Below are 26,908 nucleotides of genomic sequence, written 5' to 3'. Positions count from 1 at the left end.
AACCGGCCCGGTGCCGGCCCTGGCCCGCGCCGGCACCGGACCGACCGCACGTGCCAGGAGGAGCCATGCCCATGCCCATGCCCCAGCCATCCGTGCCCGACGGCCAGCAGTCCGCCGACGGGGCGGCCTCCCAGCCGGTCCACGGGTCAGCCGTTCAGCCGGTCCACCGCCTGGTGCCCGGTCCGGCCGGCCGGATCCACCTGGTGGAGCAGGGCAGCGGACCGCTGGTCCTGCTCGTCCACGGCTTCCCCGAGTCCTGGTACTCCTGGCGCCACCAGCTCCCCGCGCTGGCCGCCGCAGGCTTCCGCGCCGTCGCCGTCGACGTGCGCGGCTACGGCCGCTCCTCCCGGCCCGACGCGGTGGAGGCGTACCGGATGCTCGACCTGGTGGCGGACAACGTCGCTGTGGTGGAGGCGCTGGGCGAGCGGTCCGCTGTGATCATCGGTCACGACTGGGGTGCGAACATCGCCGCGCACTCCGCGCTGCTGCGGCCCGACGTGTTCCGCGCGGTCGGCCTGCTGAGCGTGCCGTACACCCCGCCGGGCGGCCCGAAGCCCAGCGACGTCTTCGCCGGCATGAGCGACCCCGCCGGCCCCTTCGCCGGGCAGGAGTTCTACGTCTCCTACTTCCAGGAACCGGGCCGTGCCGAGTCCGAGATCGAGCCCGACGTGCGCGGCTGGCTCGCCGGCCTCTACGCCGCCCTGTCCGGCGACACCATGCCCGCCCCGGAGGCGCCCGACCCGCACTTCGTCGCCCCCGGCGGCAGGATGCGCGACCGGTTCCCGGACGGCCCGCTGCCGTCCTGGCTGACCGAGGAGGACCTGGACGTCTACGCCGGGGAGTTCGAGCGCACCGGTCTGACCGGCGCCCTCAACCGCTACCGCAACATGGACCGCGACTGGGCCGACATGGCCGCCCACCAGGGCGCCCCGCTCACCCAGCCCTCCCTCTTCCTCGGCGGCGACCGGGACGCCTCCACCACCTGGCTGTCCGACGCGATCGAGGCGTACCCGGCCACCCTGCCCGGCCTGACCGCCTCCCACCTCCTCGGCGGCTGCGGCCACTGGCTCCAGCAGGAGCGCCCCGAGGAGACGAACCGGCTGCTCACCGAATGGCTGGCCGCCCTTCCCGGCTGACCGCCGGCGCGGGCCTCTTCCGGCGCCCTCCGGCCCGGCGGCCACTCGAACATCCGCCCGTCACCGGATAGCCTCCGGCCATGGCGAACGGTCAGACGAATGTCCAGGCGAATGACCAGGCGAGCGTCCGGGCGAACGGGCAGTGGTACCCCCCGGAGTGGCCGGACCGCATCCGCGCGCTGGCGGCCGGAACCCTCACCCCGGTCGCCCCGAAGCGCGCGGCCACCGTCATGCTCCTCAAGGACACCGGCACCGGTACCGGCCCCGCCGTGCACATGCTGCGCCGCCGCACCTCCATGGCGTTCGCCGGGGGTGCGTACGCCTACCCGGGCGGCGGGGTCGACCCGCGCGACGACGACCGCGACATCGGCTGGGCGGGCCCCCCGCGCGCGTGGTGGGCGGACCGGCTCGGGGTCGACGAGGCGGGCGCCCAGGCGATCGTCTGCGCGGCCGTACGCGAGACGTACGAGGAGGCGGGCGTCCTGCTCGCCGGGCCGGCCGGCGACTCGGTGGTCGGTGACACGACGGGCGCGTACTGGGAGCAGGACAGGGCCGCCCTGGTGGGCCGTGAGCTGTCCTTCGCGGAGTTCCTGGACCGCCGGGGCCTCGTTCTGCGCTCCGACCTGCTGGGCGCCTGGGCCCGCTGGATCACCCCGGAGTTCGAGTCCCGGCGCTACGACACGTGGTTCTTCGTGGCCGCCCTCCCCGAGGGGCAGCGCACCCGCAACGCCTCCACGGAGGCCGACCGCACGGTGTGGATCACCCCTGCCGAGGCCGCGGCCGGGTACGACAAGGGCGAGCTGCTGATGATGCCGCCGACCATCGCGACCCTGCGCGGCCTCGCGGAGTGCGGTACGGCGGCCGAGGCGCTCGCGTCGGCTCGGGGCCGCGACATGACACCCGTCCTGGCCCAGGCGCGGCTGGCCGGCGACGAGATCGTGCTCTCCTGGCCGGGGCACGACGAGTTCACCAAGCACGTGCCGAGCGCGGCGCAGGCGCCGGCGACACCTTCCGACCCGACCGGGGGAGCCCTCGCATGACGGACGCAGCAGCACTGCCCGGCCAGCCGCGGGGCGGCGTTCTCTCGGGGCCGGCCACCGCGCGCGCGGTGAACGTCCTCGCGCCGAACGCCTCCGCGATGACCCTGGACGGGACGAACACCTGGATCCTCGCCGAGCCGGACTCCGGCCTGGCCGTCGTGGTCGACCCGGGCCCGCTGGACGACACGCACCTGCGGAACGTCGTCGACGCCGCGGAGCGGGCGGGCAAGCGCGTCGCGCTGACGCTCCTGACGCACGGTCACCCGGATCACGCGGAGGGCGCCGCGCGCTTCGCCGAGCTGACGCGGACGAACGTACGGGCCCTGGACCCGGCGCTGCGGCTGGGCGACGAGGGGCTGGCCGCCGGTGACGTGATCGAGGTCGGCGGCCTGGAACTGAGGGTCGTGCCGACCCCCGGGCACACGGCCGACTCCCTGTGCTTCCATCTCCCGGCGGACCGGGCGGTCCTGACGGGGGACACGATCCTGGGCCGCGGTACGACGATGGTGGCCCATCCCGACGGCCGCCTCGGCGACTACCTGGACTCCCTGCGCAGGCTCAGGTCGCTCACGGCCGACGACGGGGTGCACACGGTGCTCCCGGGCCACGGCCCCGTCCTGGACGACGCCCAGGGCGCCGTGGAGTACTACCTCGCCCACCGCGCCCACCGCCTCGCCCAGGTCGAGACGGCCGTGGAGGACGGCTACCGGACGCCGGGCGAGGTCGTCGCCCACGTGTACGCGGACGTCGACCGTTCGCTGTGGCCGGCGGCGGAACTGTCGGTGCGGGCACAGCTGGAGTACCTGGGCGAGCACGGGCTCATCCAGCTGCCCGACTGAGGCCTGCCGGACCCTGCCGGGCCGAGGCCTGCCGGACCGAGGGCCGCCGGACCCTGGGCTGCCCGGCTGAAACCGGCCCGGAGTGATTCCGGCCCGGAGCGAGGGCTGCCCGAGCGGTGTGCCCGATCGGGGCGTGCCGGCCGGGGCCGGTCAGCGGGAGCGCTTGGCCAGCCGCTCCACGTCCAGCAGGATCACCGCGCGGGCCTCCAGGCGGAGCCAGCCGCGCTGGGCGAAGTCCGCCAGTGCCTTGTTGACCGTCTCGCGGGACGCGCCGACCAGCTGGGCCAGCTCCTCCTGCGTCAGGTCGTGCACGACGTGGATGCCCTCCTCGGACTGCACGCCGAAGCGGCGGGACAGGTCCAGCAGGGCGCGGGCGACACGGCCGGGAACGTCCGAGAAGACGAGGTCGGACATGGCGTCGTTGGTCTTGCGCAGGCGGCGCGCGACGGCGCGGAGCAGGGCGGTGGCCACCTCGGGGCGGACGTTCAGCCAGGGCTGGAGGTCGCCGTGGCCGAGGGCGAGCAGCTTGACCTCGGTCAGCGCGGTGCCGGTGGCCGTGCGCGGGCCCGGGTCGAAGAGCGACAGTTCGCCGATCAGCTCGCTGGGGCCGACGACGGCCAGCATGTTCTCGCGCCCGTCGGGGGACGTGCGGTGGAGCTTGACCTTGCCCTCGGTGACCACGTAGAGGCGGTCTCCGGGGTCCCCCTCGTGGAACAGTGTGTCGCCGCGGGCGAGGGTCACCTCACTCATGGAGGCGCGGAGCTCCGCGGATTGCTCGTCGTCGAGCGCCGCGAAGAGCGGGTTGCGCCGCAGAACGTCGTCCACGAGTTCTCTCCTTGTCGACCGGCTCAGAGGATCTTGTTCCCCCGGTGTACCAGGGGTCCGTGGTGCCCATTTTGCCGGACAGTCCAAACAGTGTGATCTGTCACAAGGATGCCGCACTGGTGTCCTGGGGTACGCGGCAGGGGTCCAATTGGACGCCGATCTTCGGGGTCCGGGGCAGATGTCGGTGCCGGGCCGTAGGCTGGCCGGGTGTCCAAATCGCCGGTGAGAGCACAGGCCGAGGGGGCTGCGCGGGTGGGTGTACGTCGCGATTCCGCCGTGGGCGAACAGGGCCCCGATGGCGGTAGGAAAACGGCGAGAGCGACAAAGAGGGCGACGCCTGCCAAGAGGGTGACTGAGGAGAAGGGTGCCGTGGAGATGAACGCCGAGAACGACCCGGCACCCGAGAACGACCCGGCGCCCGCGAGGAAGACGGCGCCCGCCAGGAAGACCGCGTCCGCGAGGAAGACCGCGCCCGCGAGGAAGACCGCGCCCGCGAAGAGGACCGCGCCCGCGAGGAAGGCGGCCTCGGGCAGGGCCCCGGCGCCCGTGAAGAAGCAGGCGCCCGCCAAGAAGCCCGCCGTCGTCCCCAAGAGGGCCACCGCCGCCGTCAAGGGCGTGGCCCCGGCGAAGACCGTCGCCCCGGAGACGCCGGGCGGCGAGTCGCGCACGGCGCTGGTCCGCCGCGCCCGCCGTATCAACCGCGAGCTCGCCGAGGTCTACCCGTACGCGCATCCGGAGCTGGACTTCGAGAACCCGTTCCAGCTGGTCGTGGCCACGGTGCTGTCCGCCCAGACCACCGACCTGCGCGTCAACCAGACGACGCCCGCCCTCTTCGCCAGGTACCCGACCCCCGAGGACCTGGCCGCCGCCGATCCCGAGGAGGTCGAGGAGATCCTGCGCCCGACCGGCTTCTTCCGGGCCAAGACCAAGTCGGTCATAGGGCTGTCCAAGGCCCTGGTGGAGGACTTCGGCGGTGAGGTCCCCGGACGTCTCGAGGACCTCGTCAAACTGCCCGGCGTCGGCCGCAAGACGGCCTTCGTCGTCCTCGGCAACGCGTTCGGCCGCCCCGGTATCACCGTGGACACCCATTTCCAGCGTCTGGTGCGCCGGTGGCAGTGGACCGGCGAGACCGACCCGGACAAGATCGAGGCCGCCGTCGGCGCGCTCTTCCCCAAGAGCGACTGGACGGACCTCTCGCACCACGTGATCTGGCACGGCCGCCGGATCTGCCACGCCCGCAAGCCCGCCTGCGGGGCCTGCCCCATCGCACCGCTCTGCCCGGCGTACGGCGAGGGCGAGACGGACGCGGAGAAGGCGAAGAAGCTGCTGAAGTACGAGAAGGGCGGGTTCCCGGGCCAGCGCCTGAACCCGCCGCAGGCGTACCTGGACGCGGGCGGTACCCCGGCACCTGCGCTGGGGGCCGGGTGACGGAACGGTCTCACGGAACGATCTCGGGGGCGTCGGGCGTTGATATCGGCAGGACGGGGGTGGCGATGACACGGGCGAGCGACACGCAGGGGCATACGCGGGGCGGGATCCTCAGCAAGGAGGGCCTGCCCGGCTGGCTGGATCCGGTGGTGCGGGCCGTCGAGACGGTGCAGCCCGGACAGCTGAGCCGCTTCCTGCCGCCGGAGGACGGTGCCGGACGCCAGTCCGCCGTCCTGATCCTGTTCGGCGACGGCGACGGCGACGGCGGGCGCGGCCCGGAGCTGCTGCTCATGGAGCGGGCCGGCACCCTGCGCTCCCACGCCGGTCAGCCGGCCTTCCCGGGCGGCGCCCTCGACCCCGAGGACGGTGACCCCCAGGGCGACGGGCCGCTGCGGGCCGCCCTGCGCGAGGCGGAGGAGGAAACCGGGCTCGACCCGGCCGGCGTGCAGATCTTCGGCGTCCTGCCCAAGCTCTACATCCCGGTCAGCGGCTTCGTCGTCTCCCCGGTGCTGGCCTGGTGGCGCGAGCCCACCCCGGTCGGCGTCGTCGACCCCAACGAGACCGCGCGGGTCTTCACCGTCCCCGTGGCCGATCTCACGGACCCCGCCAACAGAGTCACCGCCGTCCATCCCCTGGGCCATCGCGGTCCGGCGTTCCTGGTCGAATCGGCGCTCGTCTGGGGCTTCACCGCCGGCATCATCGACCGGTTGCTGCACTTCGCGGGCTGGGAGCGGCCCTGGGACAGGGAGAAGCAGGTCCCGCTGGACCGGCGGTCATGACAGGGTGACCGGTGTGAGCGTACGACGACGAGGCGGGGCTTGAATCGGTGAACGTGCTGGACATCCTGTTGCTGCTGGCCGCCGTCTGGTTCGCGATCGTCGGCTACCGCCAGGGTTTCGTGGTCGGCATCCTGTCGGTGATCGGTTTCCTCGGCGGCGGTCTCGTCGCCGTCTATCTGCTACCGGTCCTCTGGGACGTCCTGACGGACCACGCGGAGGTGAGTACGACCGCCGCCGTCGTCGCGATCGTCGTCGTCATCGTCTGCGCGTCCGTCGGCCAGGCGCTGACCACCCACCTCGGGAGCAAGCTCCGCCGGTACATCACCTGGTCCCCGGCCCGCGCTCTGGACGCCACCGGCGGTGCCCTCGTCAACGTCGTGGCGATGCTCCTGGTCGCCTGGCTGATCGGCTCGGCACTGGCCGGCACCACGCTGCCGACGCTCGGCAAGGAGGTCCGCAGCTCCACGGTGCTGCAGGGCGTCTCCAGGGCGCTGCCCGCACGGGCCGACTCGTGGTTCACGAACTTCTCCTCCGTCCTCGCGCAGAACGGCTTCCCGCAGGTCTTCAGCCCGTTCTCCAACGAGCAGATCCCCGACGTCCAGGCGCCCGACCCGGCGCTGGCCGGCAGTCAGGTCGCGGCCCGCGCCAAGCGTTCCATCGTCAAGGTCATGGGCACCGCCACCGGGTGCGGCAAGGTCCTGGAGGGCACCGGCTTCGTCTTCGACGAGCGCCGTGTCATGACCAACGCCCACGTCGTGGGAGGCGTGGACGAGCCCACGGTGCAGATAGGCGGCGAGGGCAGGAAGTACGACGCGACGGTCGTCCTCTACGACTGGCGGCGCGACGTCGCCGTACTCGACGTACCGGAGCTGAAGGCACCCGCGCTGCGGTTCTCGGACGAGGACGCGAGCCGCGACGACGGCGCGATCGTCGCGGGCTTCCCCGAGAACGGGGCGTACGACGTCCGCGCCGCGCGCGTGCGCGGGCGCATCACGGCCAACGGTCCGGACATCTACCACCGCGGCACCGTGCACCGCGACGTCTACTCGCTGTTCGCGACGGTCCGTCAGGGCAACTCCGGCGGCCCGCTGCTCACCCCGGAGGGCGAGGTCTACGGCGTGGTGTTCGCCAAGTCCCTGGACGACTCCGAGACCGGTTACGCGCTCACCGTGGACGAGATCCGCGAGGACATCGCCAAGGGCCGCACCGCGAACCAGCAGGTGGACAGCGACGACTGCGCGCTCTAGGAACCCGGGGTTCGGCGGCGCGCGTGTCGCGGGGTGTCAGCTCGCGGGGCGGCCGCCGGGTACCGGCTCGCGGGTGTCAGCTCGGCTCGCGGGTGTCAGCTCGCGCCGCGTGGATGGCGCAGGCGCACGGAGACCCAGCGGGCCCGGCGGCGCAGAATGCGCGGGATGCCCACCCGTAGGTCCGCCCCCGCCAGTTGCGGGGTGCCTCCTCGCCGGTGGGTGCTTACGCCGCTCGTGGAGCGGCCGTCGCGTGCTACGTCACTGTAGTCGTGCGTCCAGCCCATACCCCGACGTGTGCCCCCGCCCCAAGGTCGATAACCGTTCTCGGGGCCTCCAATTGGCCTATGCGCCGGGCAAGTGGCCGTTCATAGGACAAGCGTTCTGACGTGCGTGCCGCACGTGGTCGTCCGGTCACCGATCGGTCACCTCGGTCACCGATCGGGTTCGGGGTCCTTCAGCCAGTTGATCAGTTCGGTGGAGAAGGCGGCCGGGTCCTCTTCGTGCGGAAAGTGCCCGAGACCGTCGAACAGCCGCCAGCGGTACGGTGCTTCGACGTACCGGCCCGACCCGGCCGCGCTCCGGGTCCGCATCACGGGGTCCAGCGAGCCGTGCAGATGCAGGGTCGGCACACGCACCGGCCGCTTCATGCGGCGGTAGAACTGGATGCCGTCGGGACGGGCCAGGGAACGCACCATCCAGCGGTACGGCTCGACCGAGCAGTGCGCCGTGGAGGGGATGCACATGGCACGGCGGTAGGCCTCCACCGCCTCGTCGTCCAGTGGTCGCGGCCCCGACCAGTCGTGGAGCAGACGGCCGACCAGCGCGCCGTCGTCCGCGGTCAGTTGGCGCTCGGGGACCCAGGGGCGCTGGAACCCCCAGACGTAGGAACCCGCCCGGGTCTGCCGGACGTCCCCGAGCATGGCCGAGCGCCAGCGCCGGGGGTGCGGCATCGACGAGACCGCGAGCCGCCGCACGAGCTTGGGCCGCATCGCGGCGGCCGTCCAGGCGAGGTAACCGCCCAGGTCGTGGCCGACCAGCGCGGCGTCCGGCTCGCCGAGCGAGCGGACCACGCCGGTGATGTCGAGGGCGAGGCCTGCCGGGTCGTAGCCGCGCGGGGTGCGGTCGCTGCCGCCGACGCCGCGCAGGTCCATGGCGACCGCGCGGAAACCGGCGTCCGCGAGGGCCACCAGTTGGTGCCGCCAGGTCCACCAGAACTGGGGGAAGCCGTGCAGCAGCAGAACCAGGGGTCCGTCACCCAGCTCCGCGATGTGGAAGCGGGCGCCGTTGGCGGCGACGTCCCGGTGGGTCACCTCGCGCCCGCCCGGGACACCGAGCCGTACGACCGAGGTGGGATGCTGCGCCGATGGGGGTTGGCCCATAGGAGTGGCGGGGTCCGTCATGAGGACGAGCGTGCCACAGCCTCGATGGCTTCGGGGGACCGGTCCGCGGGCAGCTCCGGCCGCGGGTGCGGCTTGGCGTTCTGCAGCACGCCCGCCGACTGCTTCACCGAGGCGGCGACCTTCTGCGGGCCGCGGCCCTTCTTGGCCTTCTTCGCGAAGACGATGCCGATCAGCGCGAGGAGGGCCGCCACGAGGACGTTCGCCGCGAAGGACAGCAGGAAGCAGACCGCGAGATTCCAGCCGCTCCAGGTCCGGATGCCGTAGGCCAGTGCGAAGCTCAGCATCGGCAGCGAGAACACCAGGACGGCCCCGGCCAGCGAGAACGCGCCGCCGCTCGTCGCCCCGCGCTTGACGTCCTGCCTCAGCTGCGCCTTGGCCAGCGCGATCTCGTCGTGCACGAGCGCCGACAATTCGGTGGTCGCCGAGGCGAACAGCTGGCCGATGCTGCGTTCGGTGCCGACCGGGCTGCCGTCGGGTGCGCTCATCGCGGTCTCCCTCTTCTGCTGGCTCATCTGCGTACGGTTCCGTGGCGGTCGAGTACTGCCTGACTACGGCGGCCCGACGGCGTACGGTCCGTCTTTTGTACCGTCTCGTCAGATCATGCCGGACCGTCGCCCTCATCGCCTGCCCCGCCCGGCACTTCGGCAAGCCGCGCCGACTCCATCTCCTCGGCGATCCGGCGGTGCTCGGCGGCCTTCTTCTCGTAGACCGCGGCCACGCGCAGGTGGTACGCGGGGTCGTCCTCCTCGTAGATGTCGGGGACGCCGCTGAGGTCGTCGTCGCGCTCCTCCTCCGCGATCAGCTTGCGGTACTTGGCGTTCCGTATCTTCAGCAGCACGGTCGCCACGGCCGCCGCGATGAGGGAGCCGGCGAGGACGGCGGCCTTGACCTCGCTCGTCATCGCCGCGTCGCCTTCGAAGGCCAGCTCGCCGATGAGCAGCGAGACGGTGAACCCGATGCCGGCCAGGGTCGCCACCGCGAACACGTCGGCCCATGCGAGCTCGTCGCTGAGCGAGGCCCGGGTGAAGCGCGCCGTCAGCCAGGTGCCGCCGAAGATGCCCAGGGTCTTGCCGACGACCAGCCCGAGCACGACACCGAGGGTCTCCGGCTTGGTGAACACGTCGGCGAGCGCACCGCCCGACAGCGCGACACCCGCGCTGAACAGCGCGAACAGCGGTACGGCCAGGCCCGCCGACAGAGGACGTACGAGGTGCTCGATGTGCTCGCCGGGGGAGTGCCGCTCGCCCTCACGGGTGTGGCAGCGCAGCATCAGGCCCATCGCGACGCCGGCGATGGTGGCGTGGACGCCGCTGTTGTACATCAGCCCCCAGATCACGAGGCCGAGCGGGACGTACAGGTACCAGCCGCGGACGCCCTTGCGGAGCAGCAGCCAGAAGACGACGAGACCGGCGACCGCGCCGCCGAGCGCGGCGAGGTTGATCGACTCGGTGAAGAAGACGGCGATGATCAGGATGGCGAACAGGTCGTCGACGACGGCGAGCGTCAGCAGGAAGGCGCGCAGGGCGCTCGGCAGGGACGTGCCGATGACGGCGAGTACGGCGAGCGCGAAGGCGATGTCGGTGGCGGTGGGTACGGCCCAGCCGGCCAGGGAGCCGCCGCCGGAGGCGGTGGTGACCGTGTAGACCAGCGCGGGTACGGCCATGCCGCACAGCGCCGCCACCACCGGGAGGGCGGCGGCCTTCGGGTCCTTCAGGTCACCGGCGACGAGTTCGCGCTTGAGCTCGATGCCGGCCACGAAGAAGAAGATCGCGAGCAGTCCGTCCGCCGCCCAGTGCGCTACCGACAGGTCCAGGCCGAGGGCCGCGGGGCCGAAGTGGAAGTGGCTGACGCTCTCGTAGCTGTCGCTCAGCGCCGGTATGTTCGCCCACACCAGCGCGGCGACGGCGGCGACGAGGAGCAGGACGCCGCCGACGGTCTCGGTGCGCAGCGCGTCCGCGACGTAGGTGCGCTCCGGGAGGGACAGGCGTCCGAAGACTTTGCGGGGGGTGCGGGGCGCGGGCACGGGGAGGACCTCCGGTCGATGGGCAGCACAGAACACATGCCGACCAGACTTCCCGGCGCACCATGAGGATCTTCGAGGTCATCGTTTCGAGGGACGTGCCCCGAGGGTCTTGTCCCGAGGACCTTGAGGATCTTGTTGAATTTCTTACCTGCTTTTTAGCCTACCTAACCTGCGGCGAGGACGCCGGGTGATCTCCGTGACGGTGCGTAACGTGACGTATCGGTGCGGCACCCGCCAAAAGGGCACCCGGCGGGTGTCTCGCCGGGTGCCCTCGGAGCAGGCGGTTCAGTCCTCGCTGGGCGCCGCGGGGAGCTGCGTCTGGATGAGGTCCATGACGGTGGAGTCGGTCAGGGTGGTGACGTCCCCGAGCTGGCGGTTCTCCGCCACGTCACGCAGCAGGCGCCGCATGATCTTGCCGGAGCGGGTCTTCGGCAGCTCGGCCACCGGCAGGATCCGCTTGGGCTTGGCGATCGGGCCGAGGGTGGTGCCGACGTGGTTCCGCAGGTCGGCGACCAGGTCCTCGGTCTCCGCCGCCGTGCCGCGCAGGATCACGAAGGCCACGATGGCCTGCCCGGTCGTCTCGTCCGCCGCGCCGACCACGGCCGCCTCGGCGACCGACGGGTGGGAGACCAGCGCCGACTCGACCTCGGTGGTGGAGATGTTGTGCCCGGAGACCAGCATCACGTCGTCGACGCGGCCCAGCAGCCAGATGTCGCCGTCGTCGTCCTTCTTGGCGCCGTCGCCGGCGAAGTACTTGCCCTCGAAACGCGACCAGTACGTGTCGATGAACCGCTGGTCGTCGCCCCAGATGGTGCGCAGCATCGACGGCCACGGCTCGGTGAGGACCAGGTAGCCGCCACCGCCGTCCGGGACCTCGTTGGCCTCGTCGTCGACGACGGTGGCACAGATGCCGGGCAGCGCGCGCTGGGCGGAGCCCGGCTTGGCGTCGGTGACGCCGGGCAGCGGGCTGATCATCATGGCGCCGGTCTCGGTCTGCCACCAGGTGTCGACGACCGGGGCGGCGTCCGCGCCGATGTTCTTGCGGTACCAGATCCACGCCTCGGGGTTGATCGGCTCGCCGACCGAGCCGAGGACGCGCAGGGAGGACAGGTCGAACTTCGCGGGGATGTCGTCGCCCCACTTCATGAACGTCCGGATCGCGGTGGGCGCGGTGTAGAGGACGGAGACCTTGTACTTCTGCACGATCTCCCAGAACCGGCCCTGGTGCGGGGTGTCCGGGGTGCCCTCGTACATGACCTGCGTGGCGCCGTTGGCGAGCGGGCCGTAGACGATGTACGAGTGGCCGGTGACCCAGCCGACGTCGGCGGTGCACCAGTAGACGTCGCTCTCCGGCTTGAGGTCGAAGACGGCCCAGTGCGTGTACGCCGTCTGCGTGAGGTAGCCGCCGGAGGTGTGCAGGATGCCCTTGGGCTTGCCCGTCGTGCCGGACGTGTACAGGATGAACAGCGGGTGCTCGGCGTCGAACGCCTCCGGCGTGTGCTCGGCGGACTGGCGCTCGACGGTCTCGTGCCACCACTTGTCGCGGGAGTCGTCCCAGGCGACGTCCTGGCCGGTGCGGCGGACCACGAGGACGTGCTCGACGGTGCCGGCGCGCTCGACGGCCTCGTCGACGGCGGGCTTGAGGGCGGACGGCTTGCCGCGCCGGTAGCCGCCGTCGGAGGTGATGACGACGCGGGCGTCGGCGTCCTGGATGCGGGTGGCGAGGGCGTCCGAGGAGAAACCGCCGAAGACGACCGAGTGGGCCGCGCCGATCCGGGCGCAGGCCAGCATCGCGATCGCCGTCTCGGGGATCATCGGCATGTAGACGGCGACCCGGTCGCCCTTCTGCACGCCCAGTTCCAGCAGGGCGTTGGCGGCCTTGGACACCTCGTCCTTGAGCTGGGCGTAGGTGAGGGCGCGGCTGTCGCCGGGCTCGCCCTCGAAGTGGATGGCGACGCGGTCGCCGTTTCCGGCCTCCACGTGCCGGTCCACGCAGTTGTAGGCGACGTTCAGCGTGCCGTCCTTGAACCACTTGGCGAACGGCGGGTTCGACCAGTCGAGGGTCTCGGTCGGCTCCTCGGCCCAGGTCAGCCGGCGGGCCTGTTCGGCCCAGAAGCCGAGCCGGTCAGCCTTGGCCTGTTCGTACGCCTCCGCCGTGACGTTGGCGTTGGCGGCCAGGTCGGCGGGGGGCGCGAACCTGCGCTCTTCCTTGAGCAGGTTGGCCAAGGATTCGTTGCTCACGACATCTCCCGTTCTCAGGGTTGTCCGTTGTGTCCCAGGCCACAGCTCATCAGACCCGGGGGGCCGATGACAAGGGTCGACGGACAATTGGTTTAGACCTGTCTGGTGGTCGTTCGTCCTCGTGGCCAGTGGTCATCAGTACCCACGGACGCCGGCGGCGCGGGGTTCAGCGTCTGTTACGACGCTCACACTCCCGCGCCCCGGCTCCCTGTACGGCTCAGGCGGTCAGGTCGGTCTCGAGGACCAGCTCGAACACCGCGTCCTCGGCGTCCTCGGAGAGCAGGTACGCCTGGGCCTCGCCCACGTGGAAGTACATGCCGTGCAGTTCCAGCTCGCCGGAGCGCAGGGCCCGGGACACCGCGTCGTGGGCGCGCAGGTGCTCCAGCTGCTGGACCACGTTGGCCAGGCAGAGCTGCTCGGCCGCGTCGGTGGGGCGGCGTCCGGCCAGCCGGGGCCGGGCACTCTCGTCCTCGGGCATGCGCTCCAGGCTCGGCAGCCCGTGCCGCAGCCACCGCTTGAGCGGCGTCCCCGCACCCCCGGGCTCGGCGCTGAGCAGTGCCTGCATGGCCCCGCACCCGGAGTGTCCGCACACCGTGAGGGACCGCACCTTCAGGATGTCCACCGCGTACTCGATCGCGGCGGCCACCGAATCGTCTCCGCTCTCCTCGCCGGGCAGCGGCACGAAGTTGCCCACGTTGCGCACGACGAAGAGGTCACCGGGGCCGCTGGAGGTGATCATCGAGGTGACCACCCGCGAGTCGGCGCAGGTGAGGAACAGCTGGGAGGGCTGCTGTCCCTCACGGGCCAGCCGGGCCAGTTCGCCGCGTACCAGCGGGGCGGTGTTGCGCTGGAACGCGCTGATGCCACGCGCCAGTTCCCGTCCGCTGGATCCGGTGGGCCCGCCTGGGCCACCGGGCCCGGTGCGGCTGGCCGGACCGTCGGTGCCGCTCGGGCCGGTGATCGGCCCGGACGGCTCTCCGGTGCCGTCCTGCCGGCCGGTGCCGGGCGGGGGCGCCGGCTGCGGGCGCTCGCACTGGTGGTTGCGCCAGGGTGTCCAGGGGCGGCAACGGCAGCCGTCCGCATCGGCCGGTTCGGAGATGCGGGTGCCGGGACGGCGGCCGGTGATGTCGACGGAGCCGCCCTGCGCGGTGTGCGTCTTCTGCCAGTCCTGCAGCGTCTCGTACGCCGCGTGGTCCATGAACGACCCGTCCAGCTCCACGACGGTGTCGGCTCCCTGGGGGACGTGGTGCAGGACCCGGCTGAGTCTCGGCACGGCGAGGAACGTCAACTGGCCCCGGACGTGGACATGATGGACTCCTTCCGTCTCGTCATGCGTGATCCGGGTGCGGGACAGGCGGTGCAGGGCGACGCCGACGGCCACGGCGATGCCCAGCGCGACGCCCTCCAGGACGCCGAAGAACACCACGCCGCAGGTGGTGACCGCGTAGACCAGCGCCTCGCGGTGGCGGGTCACCGTGCGGATGTGGTTCAGGGACACCATTCTGAGGCCGACGGACATGACCAGGGAGGCGAGTGCGGCGAGCGGGATGAACTCCAGGGCCGGGACCATCAGCAGTGCGGCGACCACTACGAGAACGCCGTGCAGCATCGTGGAGTTCCGGCTGACGGCGCCCGCGCCCACGTTCGCCGAACTGCGCACGGCCACACCGGCGATGGGCAGTCCGCCGAGCGATCCGGAGACGATGTTGGCGGCGCCCTGCCCGAGCAGCTCGCGGTCGAGGTCGGAGCGTTTCACCCGGCCGCTCAGACCCGGCCGGGCGGCGACCAGTTTGTCCACGGCGACCGCGCCGAGCAGGGACTGCACACTGCACACCAGGGTGGTGGTGAGGACGGCGGCGACGAGGCCGAGCACCGGGCCGTCGGGCAGCGTGGCCAGGGCGTGGCTGCTCCAGGACGGCAGGTCGACCTTGGGCAGGCGGAGCCCGGCGAGGGCCGCGACCACGGTGGCACCGGCGACGGCGACCAGGGCGGCGGGGACCTTGCCCAGGAGCTGCCCGGCCCGGCCGGGAACCCGCGGCCAGAGCATCAGCAGGGTCAGGGTCAGCAGGCTCACCGCCAGGTCCGCCGGTCTCGGGCTCGCCAACTGGGCGGGCAGGGCCCGCAGATTGTCGGGCACGGAGCTCTGCGGGGTGCCGCCGAGGACGATGTGCAGCTGGGCGACGGCGATGGTGACGCCGATGCCGGCGAGCATGCCGTGCACGATGGCGGGGCTGACGGCGAGCGCGGAGCGTGCCACGCGCAGGCAGCCGAGGCCCAGCTGGGCGAGTCCGGCGAGCACGGTGATGGCACAGGTCGTACGCCATCCGTAGCGCACGATGAGGTCGGCGGTGACCACGGTGAGTCCGGCGGCGGGACCGCTGACCTGGAGTGGGCAGCCGCCGAGCCGTCCGACGACGATCCCGCCCACCGCGGCCGCGACGAGGCCGGCCTGGAGGGGGGCGCCGGTGGCGAGGGCGATCCCGAGGGAGAGCGGCAGGGCGATCAGGAAGACCGCGATCGAGGCCGACAGGTCGGCGCCCGCGACGCGGAAGCGCCGGGGGCCGTGGGGCGGTGGGCTGTGGGGCGGATGGACGTGCTTGGTTCGGGCCGAATCGGCCCGGGCGGGTACGCAGGCTGACATGTTTCCCGTCTCCTCCGGGGCTGCGCGGTCGCGGTCATGGTGGGTCCACCGCTGGGCGGGGACGGTCGCGGCCGTGGGTCACGGCGGGATGCCGAGCACTCACCGAGCACTCGCCGAGCGCTCAATCGTCGCGCTCGGTAAACGGATCGTAATGCAGAGTAAAGGGACGGCATAGATTTTTAGCGCAAATGGAGTAATAGGCCGCTCAAGAGAGTGAATGGGTTATTTCATCGGCTTGTCGTACTAATTCCTTCTCGCTTTCGTGCCACCTTGACGGCGCTGACGGCACATCCCGGCTCAGCACCCGACATCGCCTCGTCGGCGTTGGCCCGAGAGAAGGAAGAAGGTGGGCGGAACATGGCCGCCACCCACAGGATCGCCGCGCGTACCGCGATCGCCGCCGCGGTCTGCGCCGCGTCGCTCGCCGGTTGCGCGATCGGCAGCGGCTCCGGTTCCGGCGAAGGGACGAACGGTCCGCGGAAGGAGAAGGGGAAAGCGGCGCCCGCACCCGAGAACACGGTCCGGCTGATCGGTGACGGTTCGACCGCGTACACCGGGGCCCAGCCGCATCTTCCCGTACCCGAACGCCTCAAGCCCGGCCGGCGGCCCCCGCAGTTCGTGGTGTTCTCCTGGGACGGCGCGGGCGAGGACAGCCAGCGGCTGTTCTCCCACTTCCGTGAAGTGGCCAAGGAGAACGACGCGACGATGACGTACTTCCTCAGCGGCGTGTACATGCTGCCGGAGGAGAAGCGGGATCTGTACCGGCCGCCGCAGCACTCCCCGGGCCGCTCCGACATCGGCTTCAACGACGAGCAGGGCATCGCCGACACCGTCGAGCAGCTGCGACTGGCGTGGCTGGAGGGCAACGAGATCGGCACCCACTTCAACGGTCACTTCTGCGGCAGCGGCGGCGGCGTCGGCGAGTGGTCCGTCGAGGAGTGGAAGCAGGAGATCCGGCAGGCCAAGCAGTTCGTGAAGACCTGGAAGACCAACACCGGGATGAAGAACGCGGCGCCCCTCCCCTTCGACTACGACAAAGAGCTGATCGGGGCCCGCACCCCGTGTCTGGAAGGCCAGGAGAACTTCGTGCGGGCCGCCGGGGAGATGGGCTTCCGCTACGACAGCAGCGGAGTGAACAACCAGGTCTGGCCGAAGAAGAAGCAGGGGCTGTGGGACGTGTCGATGCAGCTGGTGCCGTTCCCCGGGCACACCTTCGAGCAGCTCACCATGGACTACAACTTCATGGTCAACCAGTCGGGCACCACGACGCAGGGCGACCCCGCCAAGCACGAGCTCTGGGGCGACCAGATGCGCGACGGCCTGCTTCAGGGCTTCCGGCGGGCCTACGACGGCAATCGGGCGCCCCTGATCATCGGCAACCATTTCGAGTCCTGGAACGGCGGTACCTACATGCGTGCCGTCGAGGAGGTCGTCGAGGAGGTGTGCACCAAGGACGAGGTGCGCTGCGTCTCCTTCCGGCAGCTCGTGGACTGGCTGGACGCCCAGGACCCCAAGGTTCTGAAGAAGCTGCGCACGCTGGACGTCGGTGAGGCCCCGAAGAAGGGCTGGGCGTCCTTCCTCGCGGCCGGTCCCGCACCGGCGCCGAAGGGCGTGCCGGGGGCGCCGGCCGCCAAGCACTGACCGTTCCGGCGGAGCCGGCGGGGGAGTCGGCAGGGGAGCGGGCCCGGTGGAGCGTGGGGCCGCTGTCCGGCGTGGGAACCGGGCCCGGCGGAGGCGGCGCGGCGGAGGCGGTGGTTCCGCCGGTGGCGGTGGGCGTGGGGTCGCCGAGGCTGTACCCGGTGGAAGAGGTGAGGGCGGCGGCAGCGGTGGTGGGGGTGGCGAGGGTGCCGTCACACCGGCGCGGAGACACCCTCGCCGAGGACGAAGCCGGGGTCGATCTGCGCTGCCAGGTCGTCCCCGGTGAGCTCGTTGCCCCAGCTGCGGGCGTTCTTCAGGTGGAAGTGGGCCATCTGGCGCGTGTAGCGCGCCCAGTCCCGCAGCTCGTAGGTCGCGGTGACGGCCGTGTGCAGGGTGTGCAGCGCACGGCGGTTGGGCTCCTCCAGGAGCTCGAACCGGGGCGGCCGGCCCTTCTCCATGGCGCGCACCCAGTCCGAGTGCCCGACGGCCACCAGCAGGTCGCTTCCGACCTGTTCGCGGAGGAAGTCGAGGTCGTCCCGCCCCTGCACCTTGTTGCCGACGACCTTCAGGGTGACGCCGAAGTCGCGGGCGTACTCCTTGTACTGGCGGTAGACGGAGACCCCCTTGCGGGTCGGCTCGGCGACGAGGAACGTGATGTCGAAACGGGTGAACATGCCGGAGGCGAAGGAGTCCGAGCCCGCGGTCATGTCGACCACGACGTACTCGTCACGGCCGTCGACCAGGTGGTTCAGGCACAGCTCCACCGCTCCCGTCTTGGAGTGGTAGCAGGCGACTCCCAGATCGGCGTCGGTGAAGGGCCCGGTGACCATCAAACGGACGGCCCCGCCGTCGAGTTCCACCGGCCGGGCGCAGGCGTCGTAGACCGGGTTGTCCTCGCACAACCGCAGCAGACGCGAGCCGTCGCCGGGCGGAGTCGTCTTGATCATCTTTTTCGCGGAGGGGATGCGCGGGTTGGTCCCGCGCAGGTAGTCCTTGATCAGCGGGAGATGGTCACCCATCGCGGGCAACGAGGCCGCCTCCTCCTCGTCGAGCCCCAGCGCGGCCCCCAGGTGCTGGTTGATGTCGGCGTCGACCGCGACGACGGGCGCACCGGTGGCGACGAGATGACGGACGAACAGGGAGGACAGCGTGGTCTTGCCGCTGCCGCCCTTCCCGACGAAAGCAATTTTCATGTTCACCAAGAGTAGTGATGTGATGGCTGTACGTGGTACGCGGTCCCAGGCGCACGTGAAGAAGACCACTCATTCGTGGGGTGTGGCGTCGGGATGCGTAGGGTCGTACTCATGAGTACGACAGGCGCGACCGCTGATCCGCTCGCGGCGCTCGGTGCACTGCCCGGCGTGGCCGAGTCCGTGGAGTCCGTGCGCAAGGCCGTGGACCGGGTGTACGGCCACCGGATCATGCGGCGCCGCAGCAACGAGATCACCTCCGAGGCCGCACTGCGCGGCGCCCGGGGCTCGGCGGCGCTGTCCGGGGCGGACTGGGCGCTGGAGGAGGTGCGCAGGCGGACCGACTTCAGCGGTGACGACGAGGCACGTGCGGTGGGTGCGGCCCTGCGGTTGACCGCCGAGGCGGGACAGCTGCTGTCCGTCTGGCGGCAGTCTCCGCTGCGGGTGCTGGCCCGGCTGCACCTGGTTGCGGCCGCGGCCAAGTCCGATCAGGTGGGACGGCCCCGCCAGAAGGGCGAGCCGGTGGACGAGCCGCTGGTCCGGCTGCCGCTGCCGGGCGCCGAGGAGGCGCACGGCCGCCTGGACGGCCTGGCCGGGCTGGTCATGGCGGGCGGTTCCGCGCCGGCGCTGGTGACCGCTGCCGTCGTGCACGGTGAGCTGCTGGCGCTGCGTCCCTTCACCTCGCACAACGGCCTAGTCGCGCGCGCGGCCGCGCGCATCGTCCTGATCAACAGCGGCCTCGATCCCAAATCCGTCTGCCCCGCCGAGGTCGGCCATGCCGAGCTCGGGCGCGCCGCCTACCTGACGGCGCTGGACGGCTACGTCTCCGCGACCCCGGAGGGGGTGTCCGCGTGGATCGCCCACTGCGGCAGGGCGGTCGAGCTGGGCGCGCGCGAGTCGACGGCGGTGTGCGAGGCGCTCCAGCGCGGGGCCGCGTAGGAACGCGGGCTGCGCCGAGGGGCGGGGAGCCCCCGGGAGTCGTCTCAGGGCCGACCCCGGGAGTCGTCTCAGGGCCGAGGAGCAGGGGTCCCGGAGCCGTGTCAGGCGCGCGGCGTGCCGGGCGGGACGGAAATGCGGCGGTACGAGTACTCGTACCGCCGCTGGCACGACCACCGGGTTACCAGGCGTCCTCGATATGTGCCCATCAGGTCGGGAACTTCGCCCGTCACCTGGTGCGGCTGGCCCGTAATCGACGGGTCGACGTCGCGTGGGTGCCCGATGTCCGTGCTCGGTCCGTGGGGCCAAATGCGGTTCTGAGGTGATCCTTTCGGATGTCCTTGGTCTCGCGGGCCGCTGAGTCCTTTGTACTCCTGGCCCGGGGCAAGCGGAAGGGCACGCTGCACTTCTTTACTTTCCCGCTCATACGCGGGTGAAAGGGCGTCTGCCGGGCCGGACCGCGGCGGACCGCCGCCGGCTCGCGTACCAGACGAGACCCGCGGTGGCCGCCGCGGCGCCCACCGCGGCGGCGGCCACGAGCGCCGGGCGCGGCGGTACGGAGAAGCCCCGGATCCGTTGCTTGAGCCGTACCGGACGATGGAAGTCGAGAATCGGCCACTCGCGCGCGAGAGCCTCGCGGCGCAGGGCCCGGTCCGGGTTCACCGCGTGGGGGTGGCCGACGGACTCCAGCATCGGCAGGTCGGTCACCGAGTCGCTGTAGGCGTAGCAGCGGGCCAGGTCGTACCCCTCGGACGCGGCCAGCTCGCGGATCGCCTCCGCCTTGGTCGGGCCGTACGCGTAGTACTCCACTTCTCCCGTGAAACAGCCGTCGTCGCCCACGATCATGCGGGTCGCCACCACGCGGTCGGCGCCGAGCAGCTCGCCGATGGGTTCGACGACCTCGGCGCCCGACGTGGAGACGATCACGACGTCCCGGCCGGCGGTGTGGTGCTCCTCGATCAGGGAGGCGGCCTCGTCGTAGATGATCGGGTCGATCAGGTCGTGCAGGGTCTCGGCGACGAGTTCCTTGACCAGCTGCACGTTCCAGCCGCGGCACAGTGCGGAGAGGTACTCGCGCATCCGCTCCATCTGGTCGTGGTCGGCTCCACCCGCGAGGAACACGAACTGGGCGTATGCGGTACGCAAGACAGCCCTGCGGTTGATCAGCCCGCCTTGGTAGAACGACTTGCTGAACGTGAGTGTGCTCGACTTCGCAATGACCGTCTTGTCCAGGTCGAAGAAGGCGGCAGCGCGGGGCATGGAGTGCGGCACGGAGTGGTTTTCCACGACCCCGAGCATAGGCGCAGCCCATTCGGCGTAAGGTGGGGCGCGTGGGTTTGCCTGAGATGGCTCTCGGGTACACCATGGAAGTCACGGATCGTTCGCGACCGTGCTAACCCGGTCCGACTCCTCCCCCCCCCGAGTCGGCCGTGGAGACGACCCCCGCTCTCCCCCCCGGCGGGGGTCGTCGCATGTCCGGGTGGGTTTTTCTGCTCATCTCATGTTCCAGGGCCGTGTGCCGTGACGGTGCCGGACGTGAAGTGTCATGCCCCTGACTCATGACGGACGGTAGTCGCCGCACTGCTCTCCGGGATGTGTGGGTGGGGTGGAGGGGGGGAGGGGCGAGGCTCCTCGGTTTGTGGGAGCGATATTCACAACCGTCGAGTTGTCCACAGTTTTTGACCAAGATCCACACGATTTCCCGGATCGCTGCACCGTGTTTCCCATGCGTCCGGGCCGCGCCGAGTTCTACGGCCGGTTCTGTTTGCAGGACGCGTATGGCCGGGATCGACCGAAGTTCGAGCCGACGTACAAGTCGGTGTTCACATCGGGCGTTCACGTCGGCCGTTCACGTGAGAACCGGTTTCCGGTTCTTCACGCGATTGCGAATCGCGGGGCCGCGAGGGCCCCGCGAGGCAGCCACGGATGTCGGGCGCGACCGCGGAAGTCGCAGCGAAGGGGGACGCACGTCATGACCGGAACCATTTTCGACGACCCGCCGCCTGCCGCCGAGGAGCGGCGGAGCGGGCCGTTGATCGTCACCGAGGACACCGAACTGCTCGACGACCTGTTGCGTCTGTGCGCGGCGGCCGGTGCCACGCCGGAGGTGCACCACTCGGTGCCGTCGGTACGGGCCGCCTCCGGAGGGCGGGGCAGCTGGGAAGCCGCGCCGCTCGTCCTCGTCGGCGACGACGCCGCGCGGCGTGTGCGCGGAGCCGTGCGGAGACGAGGGGTGGTCCTCGTGGGCCGTGACCAGGACGATTCGGGGGTCTGGCAGCGGGCCGTCGAGATCGGCGCCGACCACGTCCTGATGCTGCCCGACGGCGAGCAGTGGCTGGTCGACCGCATCGCCGACGTCGCCGAAGGCGTCGGCCGGCCCGCGCTCACCGTCGGCGTCATCGGCGGTCGGGGCGGCGCCGGAGCGTCGACACTGGCCTGTGCGCTCGCCGTCACCTCCGCGCGCCAGGGGATGCGCAGCCTCCTCGTGGACGCCGATCCGCTGGGCGGCGGCCTCGACGTCCTCCTGGGGGGCGAGACGGCCGAGGGGCTGAGGTGGCCCGCGTTCGCGGCCTCGCGAGGACGGGTCGGCGGCGGCGCCCTGGAGGAGTCACTGCCCGAGCTGCACTCGTTGCGGGTACTCAGCTGGGACCGGGGGGACCGCGTCACAGTGCCGGCCCAAGCCGTACGGGCGGTGCTCGCGGCGGCGCGGCGCAGGGGCGGCACGGTCGTCGTCGACCTGCCGCGCCGGATCGACGACGGCGTCGCCGAAGTCCTCGCCCAGCTCGACGTCGGCCTCCTCCTCGTCCCGGCCGAACTGCGGGCCGTCGCGGCGGCGGACCGGGTGGCCGCAGCGGTCGGCATGGTCCTGCGCGACCTCCGTGTCGCGGTGCGCGGGCCGTACGCCTCCGGGCTCGACGACCGCGAGGTGGCCCGGCTGCTCGGACTGCCCCTGGTCGGTGAGGTGCCCGTCGAGCCCGGGCTCCTGCGCGCCACCGAGAGCAGGCGCCCCCCGGGCACGTCCGCACGAGGGCCGCTCGCGCGTTTCTGCCGGGAGTTCTGGGAGCGGGCGCTGGCGGAGACGGGTGGGGCGGCATGAGGGCGCCTGTGGACCTCGCGGGAGCGGGTGGCGGCATGCCGAGTGGTGGCGTGCCGGCCGAGAGGACCGGAGCCGGGTGCACGGAGCCGGGCGCCGGGGAGTCCGCGGTCGTGTCGACCTCCCCGGTGCCCGGGGGGACGGGCTCCGGTGCGGCACCGGAGCCCGCCGACGCGCAATTGCCGCGCGGGGTTCCCGGAGGATGCGGAGGACCGACCGCGGGAGGGGCGCAGACACCGAGCCACCGGCTTCCCGGGACGGACGCAGGACCGACCGGGCGGGTGGCCCCGCGCTGGGCCTCACGGACGTCCTCCGGATCGGCTTCCCGGGTGGCTTCGGGACCGGACGCCGGGGGGTCCGCCTCGGGACCGGACGCCGGGGGGTCCGCCTCGGGACCGGACACCGAGAGCCCCTCCTCGGGACCGGTTTCGGGCGGGCGCTCGGGAGCGGTTTCCCAGGTGGCCCCGGGACGGGACTGCGGCTGGCCCTCGGGACCGGACTCCGGGTGGTCCCCGGGACCCGTGCCAGGGGAGCGCTCGGGATCGGCCGCCGGAGCGACCTCCGCGACGGCCAGTGGGCGGCCTACGGGGCGGACCGGGGGGCGGACCGCGGGGCGGCTTTCGACGGCTGTCTACGGGCGGCTTCGGGGACCGGCGTCCGGGCGGCCTCCGGCACTGGCGTCCGGGCGGCTTCCGGCACTGGCGTCCGGGCGGCTTCCGGCACTGGCGTCCGGGCGGCTTCCGGCACTGGTGTCCGGGCGGCTTCCGGAACCGGCGTACGGGCGCCCTCCGGCACCGGCTTCCGTGAGAGACCCGGGCCCCGCTCCCGGGATGCTCGACGGTGTCCGGCGATGGCTTGCCGAGAGTGGGGCCGAGCCGACGCCCGCTCGCGTGGCGCAGGCCCTTCGGGAGCAGGGGCGGGTGCTCGGGGACGCCGAGATCCTCGGTGCCGCCGAGCAACTGAGGTCGGAGCTCGTCGGCAGCGGACCGCTGGAACCGCTGCTCGCCGACCCCACGGTGACCGACGTCCTGGTGTCCGCCTCGGACCGGGTCTGGGTGGACCGGGGCGGCGGCCTGGAGCTGACGACGGTTTCCTTCCCGGACGCCGGTGCCGTACGGCGACTCGCGCAGCGCCTCGCCGCAGTCGCCGGGCGCCGGCTCGACGACGCCCGGCCGTGGGTGGACGCCCGGCTGCCCGACGGCACCCGGCTGCACGCGGTACTGCCACCGGTCTCCGTCGGTTGCACGAGTCTGTCGCTGCGGGTGGTACGGCCGCGTGCGTTCACGCTCGACGAACTGGCGGCGGCGGGCACCGTGCCGCCCGGTGGCGACCGCGTCCTGCGCGCGCTGCTGGGAGCACGGCTGTCCTTCCTGGTCAGCGGCGGTACCGGCAGCGGAAAGACGACGCTGCTGAGTGCGTTGCTGGGGCTCGTCGGGCCGGACGAACGCATCGTCCTCGCCGAGGACTCGGCGGAACTGCGGCCGGACCACCCGCACGTGGTCCGTCTGGAGACCAGGCCCGCCAACCAGGAGGCCGCGGGCCTCGTCACCCTGGAGGACCTGGTTCGGCAGGCACTGCGCATGCGCCCGGACATGCTCGTCGTCGGCGAGGTGCGCGGCGCCGAAGTCGCCCACTTGCTGGCGGCACTGAACACCGGTCACAGCGGCTGCGGGACGGTGCACGCCAACGCCGCTGCCGACGTACCGGCCCGGCTGGAGGCACTCGGTACGGCCGCAGGCCTCGATCGGGCGGCCCTGCACAGTCAGCTTGCGGCGGCGCTCTCGGTGGTCCTGCACCTGGTACGGGACCGAACCGGACGGCGCCGGATCGCCGAGGTGCACGTACTGGAGCGCGACCCGGCGGGGCTGGTGCGGGCGGTGCCCGCGCTGCGGTGGGGCACGGAGGCCTTCGTGGCCGAGCGCGGTTGGGACCGATTGCGGGAGCTGCTGCGCGGTGGCGGTCTCGAGGCGCGCGCCGACGGACGGGAGGCGTACAGGTGACGGGGACGGGTGAGCTGTCGACGGGTGTGGCCCTTGTCTGTCTGGCGACGGCGGCGTGGCTGGCCGGGAGCGGGTGGCACTCCGGGGCGCGGCGTGCGCGACGGGTGCTCGCCGACGGCGGGACGGCCGGTACCGGACCGCCCACCGTGCGCCTGGTGACGGACAGGCTGCGGTGCGTCCGCGGCCGGCTGAGGCCCGAGTGGTGGTCGTTGACGGTCGGGGTGGCGCTGGCGGTACTGGGCAATTCGGTGCTGCCGGTCGTCGCGGGTGCGGCCGGGGTGCCGGTGCTGCGCCGGACACGGCTCGCAGGCCGCGCGCGGCGGGCCCGGGAGTGCCGGCAGGACGCGGTGATCGCGCTGTGCGGGGTGCTCGCCGGGGAGGTGCGGGCGGGACGGCAGCCGGGCGAGGCACTGCTGTGTGCGGCGCACGACTCCGGAGGGCTCGGTGACGCCCAGGCGGCGGTGCTGGCGGCGGCCCGGTTCGGTGGGGACGTCCCTGGAGCGCTCGCGGCGGCGGCGCGGCAACCGGGTGCCGAGGGGCTGCGGGGGCTCGCGGCGTGCTGGCGGGTCGCCGTCGACCAGGGTGCCGGTCTCGCGGCCGGGCTCGACCGGCTGGAGGGCGCACTGCGCGCCGAACGTGATCAGCGCTCCGACCTGCGAGCCCAGTTGGCGGGTGCTCGCGCCACGGCGGTGATACTCGCCGGCCTGCCGGTCCTGGGCCTCCTGCTCGGAGTCGCCCTCGGTTCCGACCCGTTGCGCGTCCTGCTGCACACCGGGGCCGGGTTGGGCTGCCTGCTGGCCGGCGGGTTCCTGGAGGGCCTGGGCGTGTGGTGGGTGTCGCGGATCGTGCGTGGAGCGGAGTCGGTGTCGTGAACGGGGACGTGGTCCACGGGCTCTGGTCCGTGGTGTGGGCAGGGGCGGTGCTGGTCGCCGGATGGCTGGCGCGCGGGTTGGGAGCCGTGCGGCGGGAGCGGACGGTGCGCAGGCGGCTCACCGGGCTGCTGGCCCCCGAACCGGCCCGCGCCACCCCACGGCGTGCCGAGCTGCTGGACGCCGTCCGCGGAGGGCTGCCGCTGGTGGGCACGGTGGGTGCGGGGTGGGCTCTGGTCGGGGGTGTCGCCGGCGCCGTGGTGGGGCTGGTGGGCGCGGCAGTGCTGTGGCGTTGGCGCTCCCGGCGGTCGGCCTCCGGGACGGAAACGGCGGAGGCCGTGGCCGCGGACGCCGCTCGCCAACTGCCGCTGGCAGCCGATCTGCTGGCGGCCTGCATCGCGGCTGGTGCCGGTCCGGTGGCGGCGGCCCAGGCGGTGGGCGACGCCCTGGGCGGACCCGTCGGGGACGCGTTGGGGCACGGTGCGGCGGAGGTCCGGCTCGGCGGCGAACCGGGCGGTGCCTGGCGCGGCTTGGCCGCGCTTCCGGGCGCCGGTCCGCTGGCGCGGCTACTGGAGCGGGCCGACGTGTCCGGCCTGCCCGCGGCCGGTCCGGTCGCCCGGCTCGCGGCTCAGGCCCGTGCCGACTGGGCTCGCGCCACGACGGCCCGGGCCCGCCGGGCGGCCGTCATGGTCACCGCTCCGGTGGGGCTGTGCTTCCTGCCCGCGTTCATCGCGGTGGGCGTGCTGCCGGTGGTGATCGGCCTTGCGGGCGGCGTGCTGGGAGAGGGAGGGGGTGGTGGCTGACGGACCGGAGCGTGCGGGCGCCGAGCCCACGGGCGAGTGAGAGACGAACGAGTGAGCGAGCAACGACAACGGACCTTACGGGGGTTGTGATGTATCAGACGTATCAGGTGTGCCGGGTGTATCGGGCAGTACGGGCACGGCTGAGCGCCCGGGTGCGCGGAGCGGTACGTACGGCACGGCGGGACGCGGGAATGGTCACGTCCGAGTACGCGATGGGGATCGTCGCGGCGGTGGCGTTCGCCGTGGTCCTCTACAAGGTGGTGACGAGCGGTGCGGTCAGCGCGGAGCTGCAGGGCATCGTGAAGCAGGCACTCGATGCGCGGATGTGAGCGGGCAACGGGGACGGGATCCCGCCGAGGGACCGGCAGCGGCTGCGGCAGTGGCTCCGGCAACCGCCTCGGCGGAGGCTCGGACAGGGGGTTCGTGACCGCGGAGACGGCCGTGGTGCTGCCGGTGCTGGTGGTGTTCGCGCTGGCGCTGGTGTGCGGGCTGCTTGTCGTGGCGGCTCAGATCCAGTGCGTGGACGCGGCACGGACGGGCGCCCGTGCGGCGGCCCGGCAGGATCCGGCCGACGCGGTCGTCGAGGTCACCGAACAGGCGGCACCGCGCGGAGCGCGGGTCACGGTCAGGCGGGAGGAGGGCCGCGTCCGTGTGGTCGTGGTGGCCGAGCCACCGGCGTTTTTGCACGGTCTGCCCTTCGAGGTACGGGAGGAGGCCGTGGCTTCGGTGGAGCAGACGGTGGGGGCGGGGCCATGAGGGACGATGTGTCGCTCGGCTCG

The 26,908-nt window shown here is 72.4% G+C and carries 23 protein-coding genes; 14 read left to right on the top strand and 9 right to left on the bottom strand.

The window, feature by feature from the left end; all coding sequences use genetic code 11:
- Positions 1-71 precede the first annotated feature (71 nt).
- The 3 genes from ACP4IX_RS27380 (at position 72) to ACP4IX_RS27370 (ending at position 3,015) form a co-directional block, all read left to right on the top strand.
- Complete coding sequence (locus ACP4IX_RS27380) at positions 72-1,136, top strand: alpha/beta fold hydrolase (RefSeq protein WP_426557136.1); 1,065 nt, start codon at positions 72-74, stop codon at positions 1,134-1,136.
- Positions 1,137-1,216: 80 nt separating this feature from the next.
- A complete protein-coding gene (locus tag ACP4IX_RS27375; protein WP_426557134.1) occupies positions 1,217-2,176 on the top strand; it encodes an NUDIX hydrolase in 960 nt (319 codons plus the stop codon).
- Positions 2,173-3,015 carry an MBL fold metallo-hydrolase gene (locus ACP4IX_RS27370; RefSeq protein WP_426523916.1) on the top strand — a complete coding sequence of 281 codons (843 nt, stop codon included), beginning with the start codon at positions 2,173-2,175 and terminating at the stop codon, positions 3,013-3,015. Before ACP4IX_RS27375 ends, ACP4IX_RS27370 begins: the two co-directional genes overlap by 4 nt.
- Before the next feature lie 150 nt (positions 3,016-3,165).
- Here the strand turns inward: ACP4IX_RS27370 and ACP4IX_RS27365 are convergent, their stop codons facing one another.
- Positions 3,166-3,840 (bottom strand): Crp/Fnr family transcriptional regulator, encoded by a 675-nt coding sequence (locus ACP4IX_RS27365; RefSeq protein ID WP_003975365.1) that lies wholly within the window; start codon positions 3,838-3,840, stop codon positions 3,166-3,168.
- Between the two features lie 276 nt (positions 3,841-4,116).
- Between ACP4IX_RS27365 and nth the strand changes: the two genes are divergently transcribed.
- The 3 genes from nth to ACP4IX_RS27350 all read left to right on the top strand — a co-directional run bounded on the left by nth (position 4,117) and on the right by ACP4IX_RS27350 (position 7,294).
- Positions 4,117-5,268: an endonuclease III gene (nth, locus tag ACP4IX_RS27360; RefSeq protein ID WP_426523915.1), complete on the top strand. Its 1,152-nt coding sequence runs from the start codon at positions 4,117-4,119 to the stop codon at positions 5,266-5,268.
- Positions 5,269-5,333: 65 nt separating this feature from the next.
- On the top strand, positions 5,334-6,047 hold the full coding sequence (locus tag ACP4IX_RS27355) for an NUDIX hydrolase (protein WP_426523914.1): 714 nt from the start codon (positions 5,334-5,336) through the stop codon (positions 6,045-6,047).
- A gap of 47 nt (positions 6,048-6,094) precedes the next feature.
- Positions 6,095-7,294 carry a MarP family serine protease gene (locus tag ACP4IX_RS27350; protein ID WP_426523913.1) on the top strand — a complete coding sequence of 400 codons (1,200 nt, stop codon included), beginning with the start codon at positions 6,095-6,097 and terminating at the stop codon, positions 7,292-7,294.
- A gap of 95 nt (positions 7,295-7,389) precedes the next feature.
- On the opposite strand, the gene ACP4IX_RS27345 is transcribed toward ACP4IX_RS27350, so the two are convergent.
- From ACP4IX_RS27345 to ACP4IX_RS27320, 6 genes are all read right to left on the bottom strand, one after another.
- Complete coding sequence (locus ACP4IX_RS27345; RefSeq protein ID WP_426523912.1) at positions 7,390-7,578, bottom strand: hypothetical protein; 189 nt, start codon at positions 7,576-7,578, stop codon at positions 7,390-7,392.
- A gap of 147 nt (positions 7,579-7,725) precedes the next feature.
- Positions 7,726-8,694, bottom strand: a complete 969-nt coding sequence (locus ACP4IX_RS27340; protein WP_426523911.1) for an alpha/beta fold hydrolase — start codon at positions 8,692-8,694, stop codon at positions 7,726-7,728.
- Positions 8,691-9,179 (bottom strand): phage holin family protein, encoded by a 489-nt coding sequence (locus ACP4IX_RS27335; RefSeq protein WP_426523935.1) that lies wholly within the window; start codon positions 9,177-9,179, stop codon positions 8,691-8,693. The genes ACP4IX_RS27340 and ACP4IX_RS27335 overlap by 4 nt, the downstream gene beginning before the upstream one ends.
- A gap of 113 nt (positions 9,180-9,292) precedes the next feature.
- Positions 9,293-10,717 (bottom strand): Na+/H+ antiporter NhaA, encoded by a 1,425-nt coding sequence (gene nhaA / locus ACP4IX_RS27330; protein WP_426523910.1) that lies wholly within the window; start codon positions 10,715-10,717, stop codon positions 9,293-9,295.
- Positions 10,718-11,002: 285 nt separating this feature from the next.
- Positions 11,003-12,958 (bottom strand): acetate--CoA ligase, encoded by a 1,956-nt coding sequence (gene acs / locus ACP4IX_RS27325; protein ID WP_426523909.1) that lies wholly within the window; start codon positions 12,956-12,958, stop codon positions 11,003-11,005.
- Between the two features lie 217 nt (positions 12,959-13,175).
- Positions 13,176-15,599, bottom strand: a complete 2,424-nt coding sequence (locus ACP4IX_RS27320) for a SulP family inorganic anion transporter (protein WP_426557132.1) — start codon at positions 15,597-15,599, stop codon at positions 13,176-13,178.
- A 357-nt stretch (positions 15,600-15,956) separates the two neighbouring features.
- Here ACP4IX_RS27320 and ACP4IX_RS27315 point away from each other — a divergent pair, with 357 nt between their 5' ends.
- Positions 15,957-17,240, top strand: a complete 1,284-nt coding sequence (locus ACP4IX_RS27315; protein ID WP_426523907.1) for a hypothetical protein — start codon at positions 15,957-15,959, stop codon at positions 17,238-17,240.
- A 209-nt stretch (positions 17,241-17,449) separates the two neighbouring features.
- On the opposite strand, the gene ACP4IX_RS27310 is transcribed toward ACP4IX_RS27315, so the two are convergent.
- Entirely contained in the window at positions 17,450-18,430 is a 981-nt protein-coding gene (locus ACP4IX_RS27310; protein WP_426557130.1) for an ATP-binding protein, read from the bottom strand.
- A gap of 111 nt (positions 18,431-18,541) precedes the next feature.
- On the opposite strand from ACP4IX_RS27310, the gene ACP4IX_RS27305 reads away from it, so the two are divergent.
- Complete coding sequence (locus tag ACP4IX_RS27305) at positions 18,542-19,366, top strand: oxidoreductase (RefSeq protein WP_426557128.1); 825 nt, start codon at positions 18,542-18,544, stop codon at positions 19,364-19,366.
- Positions 19,367-19,786: 420 nt separating this feature from the next.
- On the opposite strand, the gene ACP4IX_RS27300 is transcribed toward ACP4IX_RS27305, so the two are convergent.
- Entirely contained in the window at positions 19,787-20,662 is an 876-nt protein-coding gene (locus tag ACP4IX_RS27300; RefSeq protein ID WP_426523904.1) for an HAD family hydrolase, read from the bottom strand.
- A gap of 673 nt (positions 20,663-21,335) precedes the next feature.
- On the opposite strand from ACP4IX_RS27300, the gene ssd reads away from it, so the two are divergent.
- The 6 genes from ssd to ACP4IX_RS27270 all read left to right on the top strand — a co-directional run bounded on the left by ssd (position 21,336) and on the right by ACP4IX_RS27270 (position 26,885).
- Positions 21,336-22,460 (top strand): septum site-determining protein Ssd, encoded by a 1,125-nt coding sequence (ssd, locus tag ACP4IX_RS27295; RefSeq protein WP_426557126.1) that lies wholly within the window; start codon positions 21,336-21,338, stop codon positions 22,458-22,460.
- Between the two features lie 827 nt (positions 22,461-23,287).
- A complete protein-coding gene (locus ACP4IX_RS27290) occupies positions 23,288-24,457 on the top strand; it encodes a TadA family conjugal transfer-associated ATPase (RefSeq protein WP_426523902.1) in 1,170 nt (389 codons plus the stop codon).
- Positions 24,454-25,329, top strand: a complete 876-nt coding sequence (locus ACP4IX_RS27285) for a type II secretion system F family protein (protein WP_426523901.1) — start codon at positions 24,454-24,456, stop codon at positions 25,327-25,329. The genes ACP4IX_RS27290 and ACP4IX_RS27285 overlap by 4 nt, the downstream gene beginning before the upstream one ends.
- Entirely contained in the window at positions 25,326-26,129 is an 804-nt protein-coding gene (locus ACP4IX_RS27280) for a type II secretion system F family protein (RefSeq protein ID WP_426523900.1), read from the top strand. The genes ACP4IX_RS27285 and ACP4IX_RS27280 overlap by 4 nt, the downstream gene beginning before the upstream one ends.
- A 116-nt stretch (positions 26,130-26,245) precedes the next feature.
- Positions 26,246-26,458 (top strand): DUF4244 domain-containing protein, encoded by a 213-nt coding sequence (locus ACP4IX_RS27275; protein ID WP_426523899.1) that lies wholly within the window; start codon positions 26,246-26,248, stop codon positions 26,456-26,458.
- A 94-nt stretch (positions 26,459-26,552) separates the two neighbouring features.
- The gene (locus ACP4IX_RS27270) at positions 26,553-26,885 is read left to right on the top strand and encodes a TadE family type IV pilus minor pilin (protein WP_426523898.1); all 333 of its coding nucleotides are present in this window, start codon (positions 26,553-26,555) and stop codon (positions 26,883-26,885) included.
- Positions 26,886-26,908 lie beyond the last annotated feature (23 nt).

The organism is Streptomyces sp. WG5 (assembly GCF_049974565.1).
Lineage (GTDB): Bacteria > Actinomycetota > Actinomycetes > Streptomycetales > Streptomycetaceae > Streptomyces.
The sequence above is the reverse complement of the archived record's forward strand: the minus strand, read 5'-3'. Positions and strand labels throughout refer to the sequence as shown.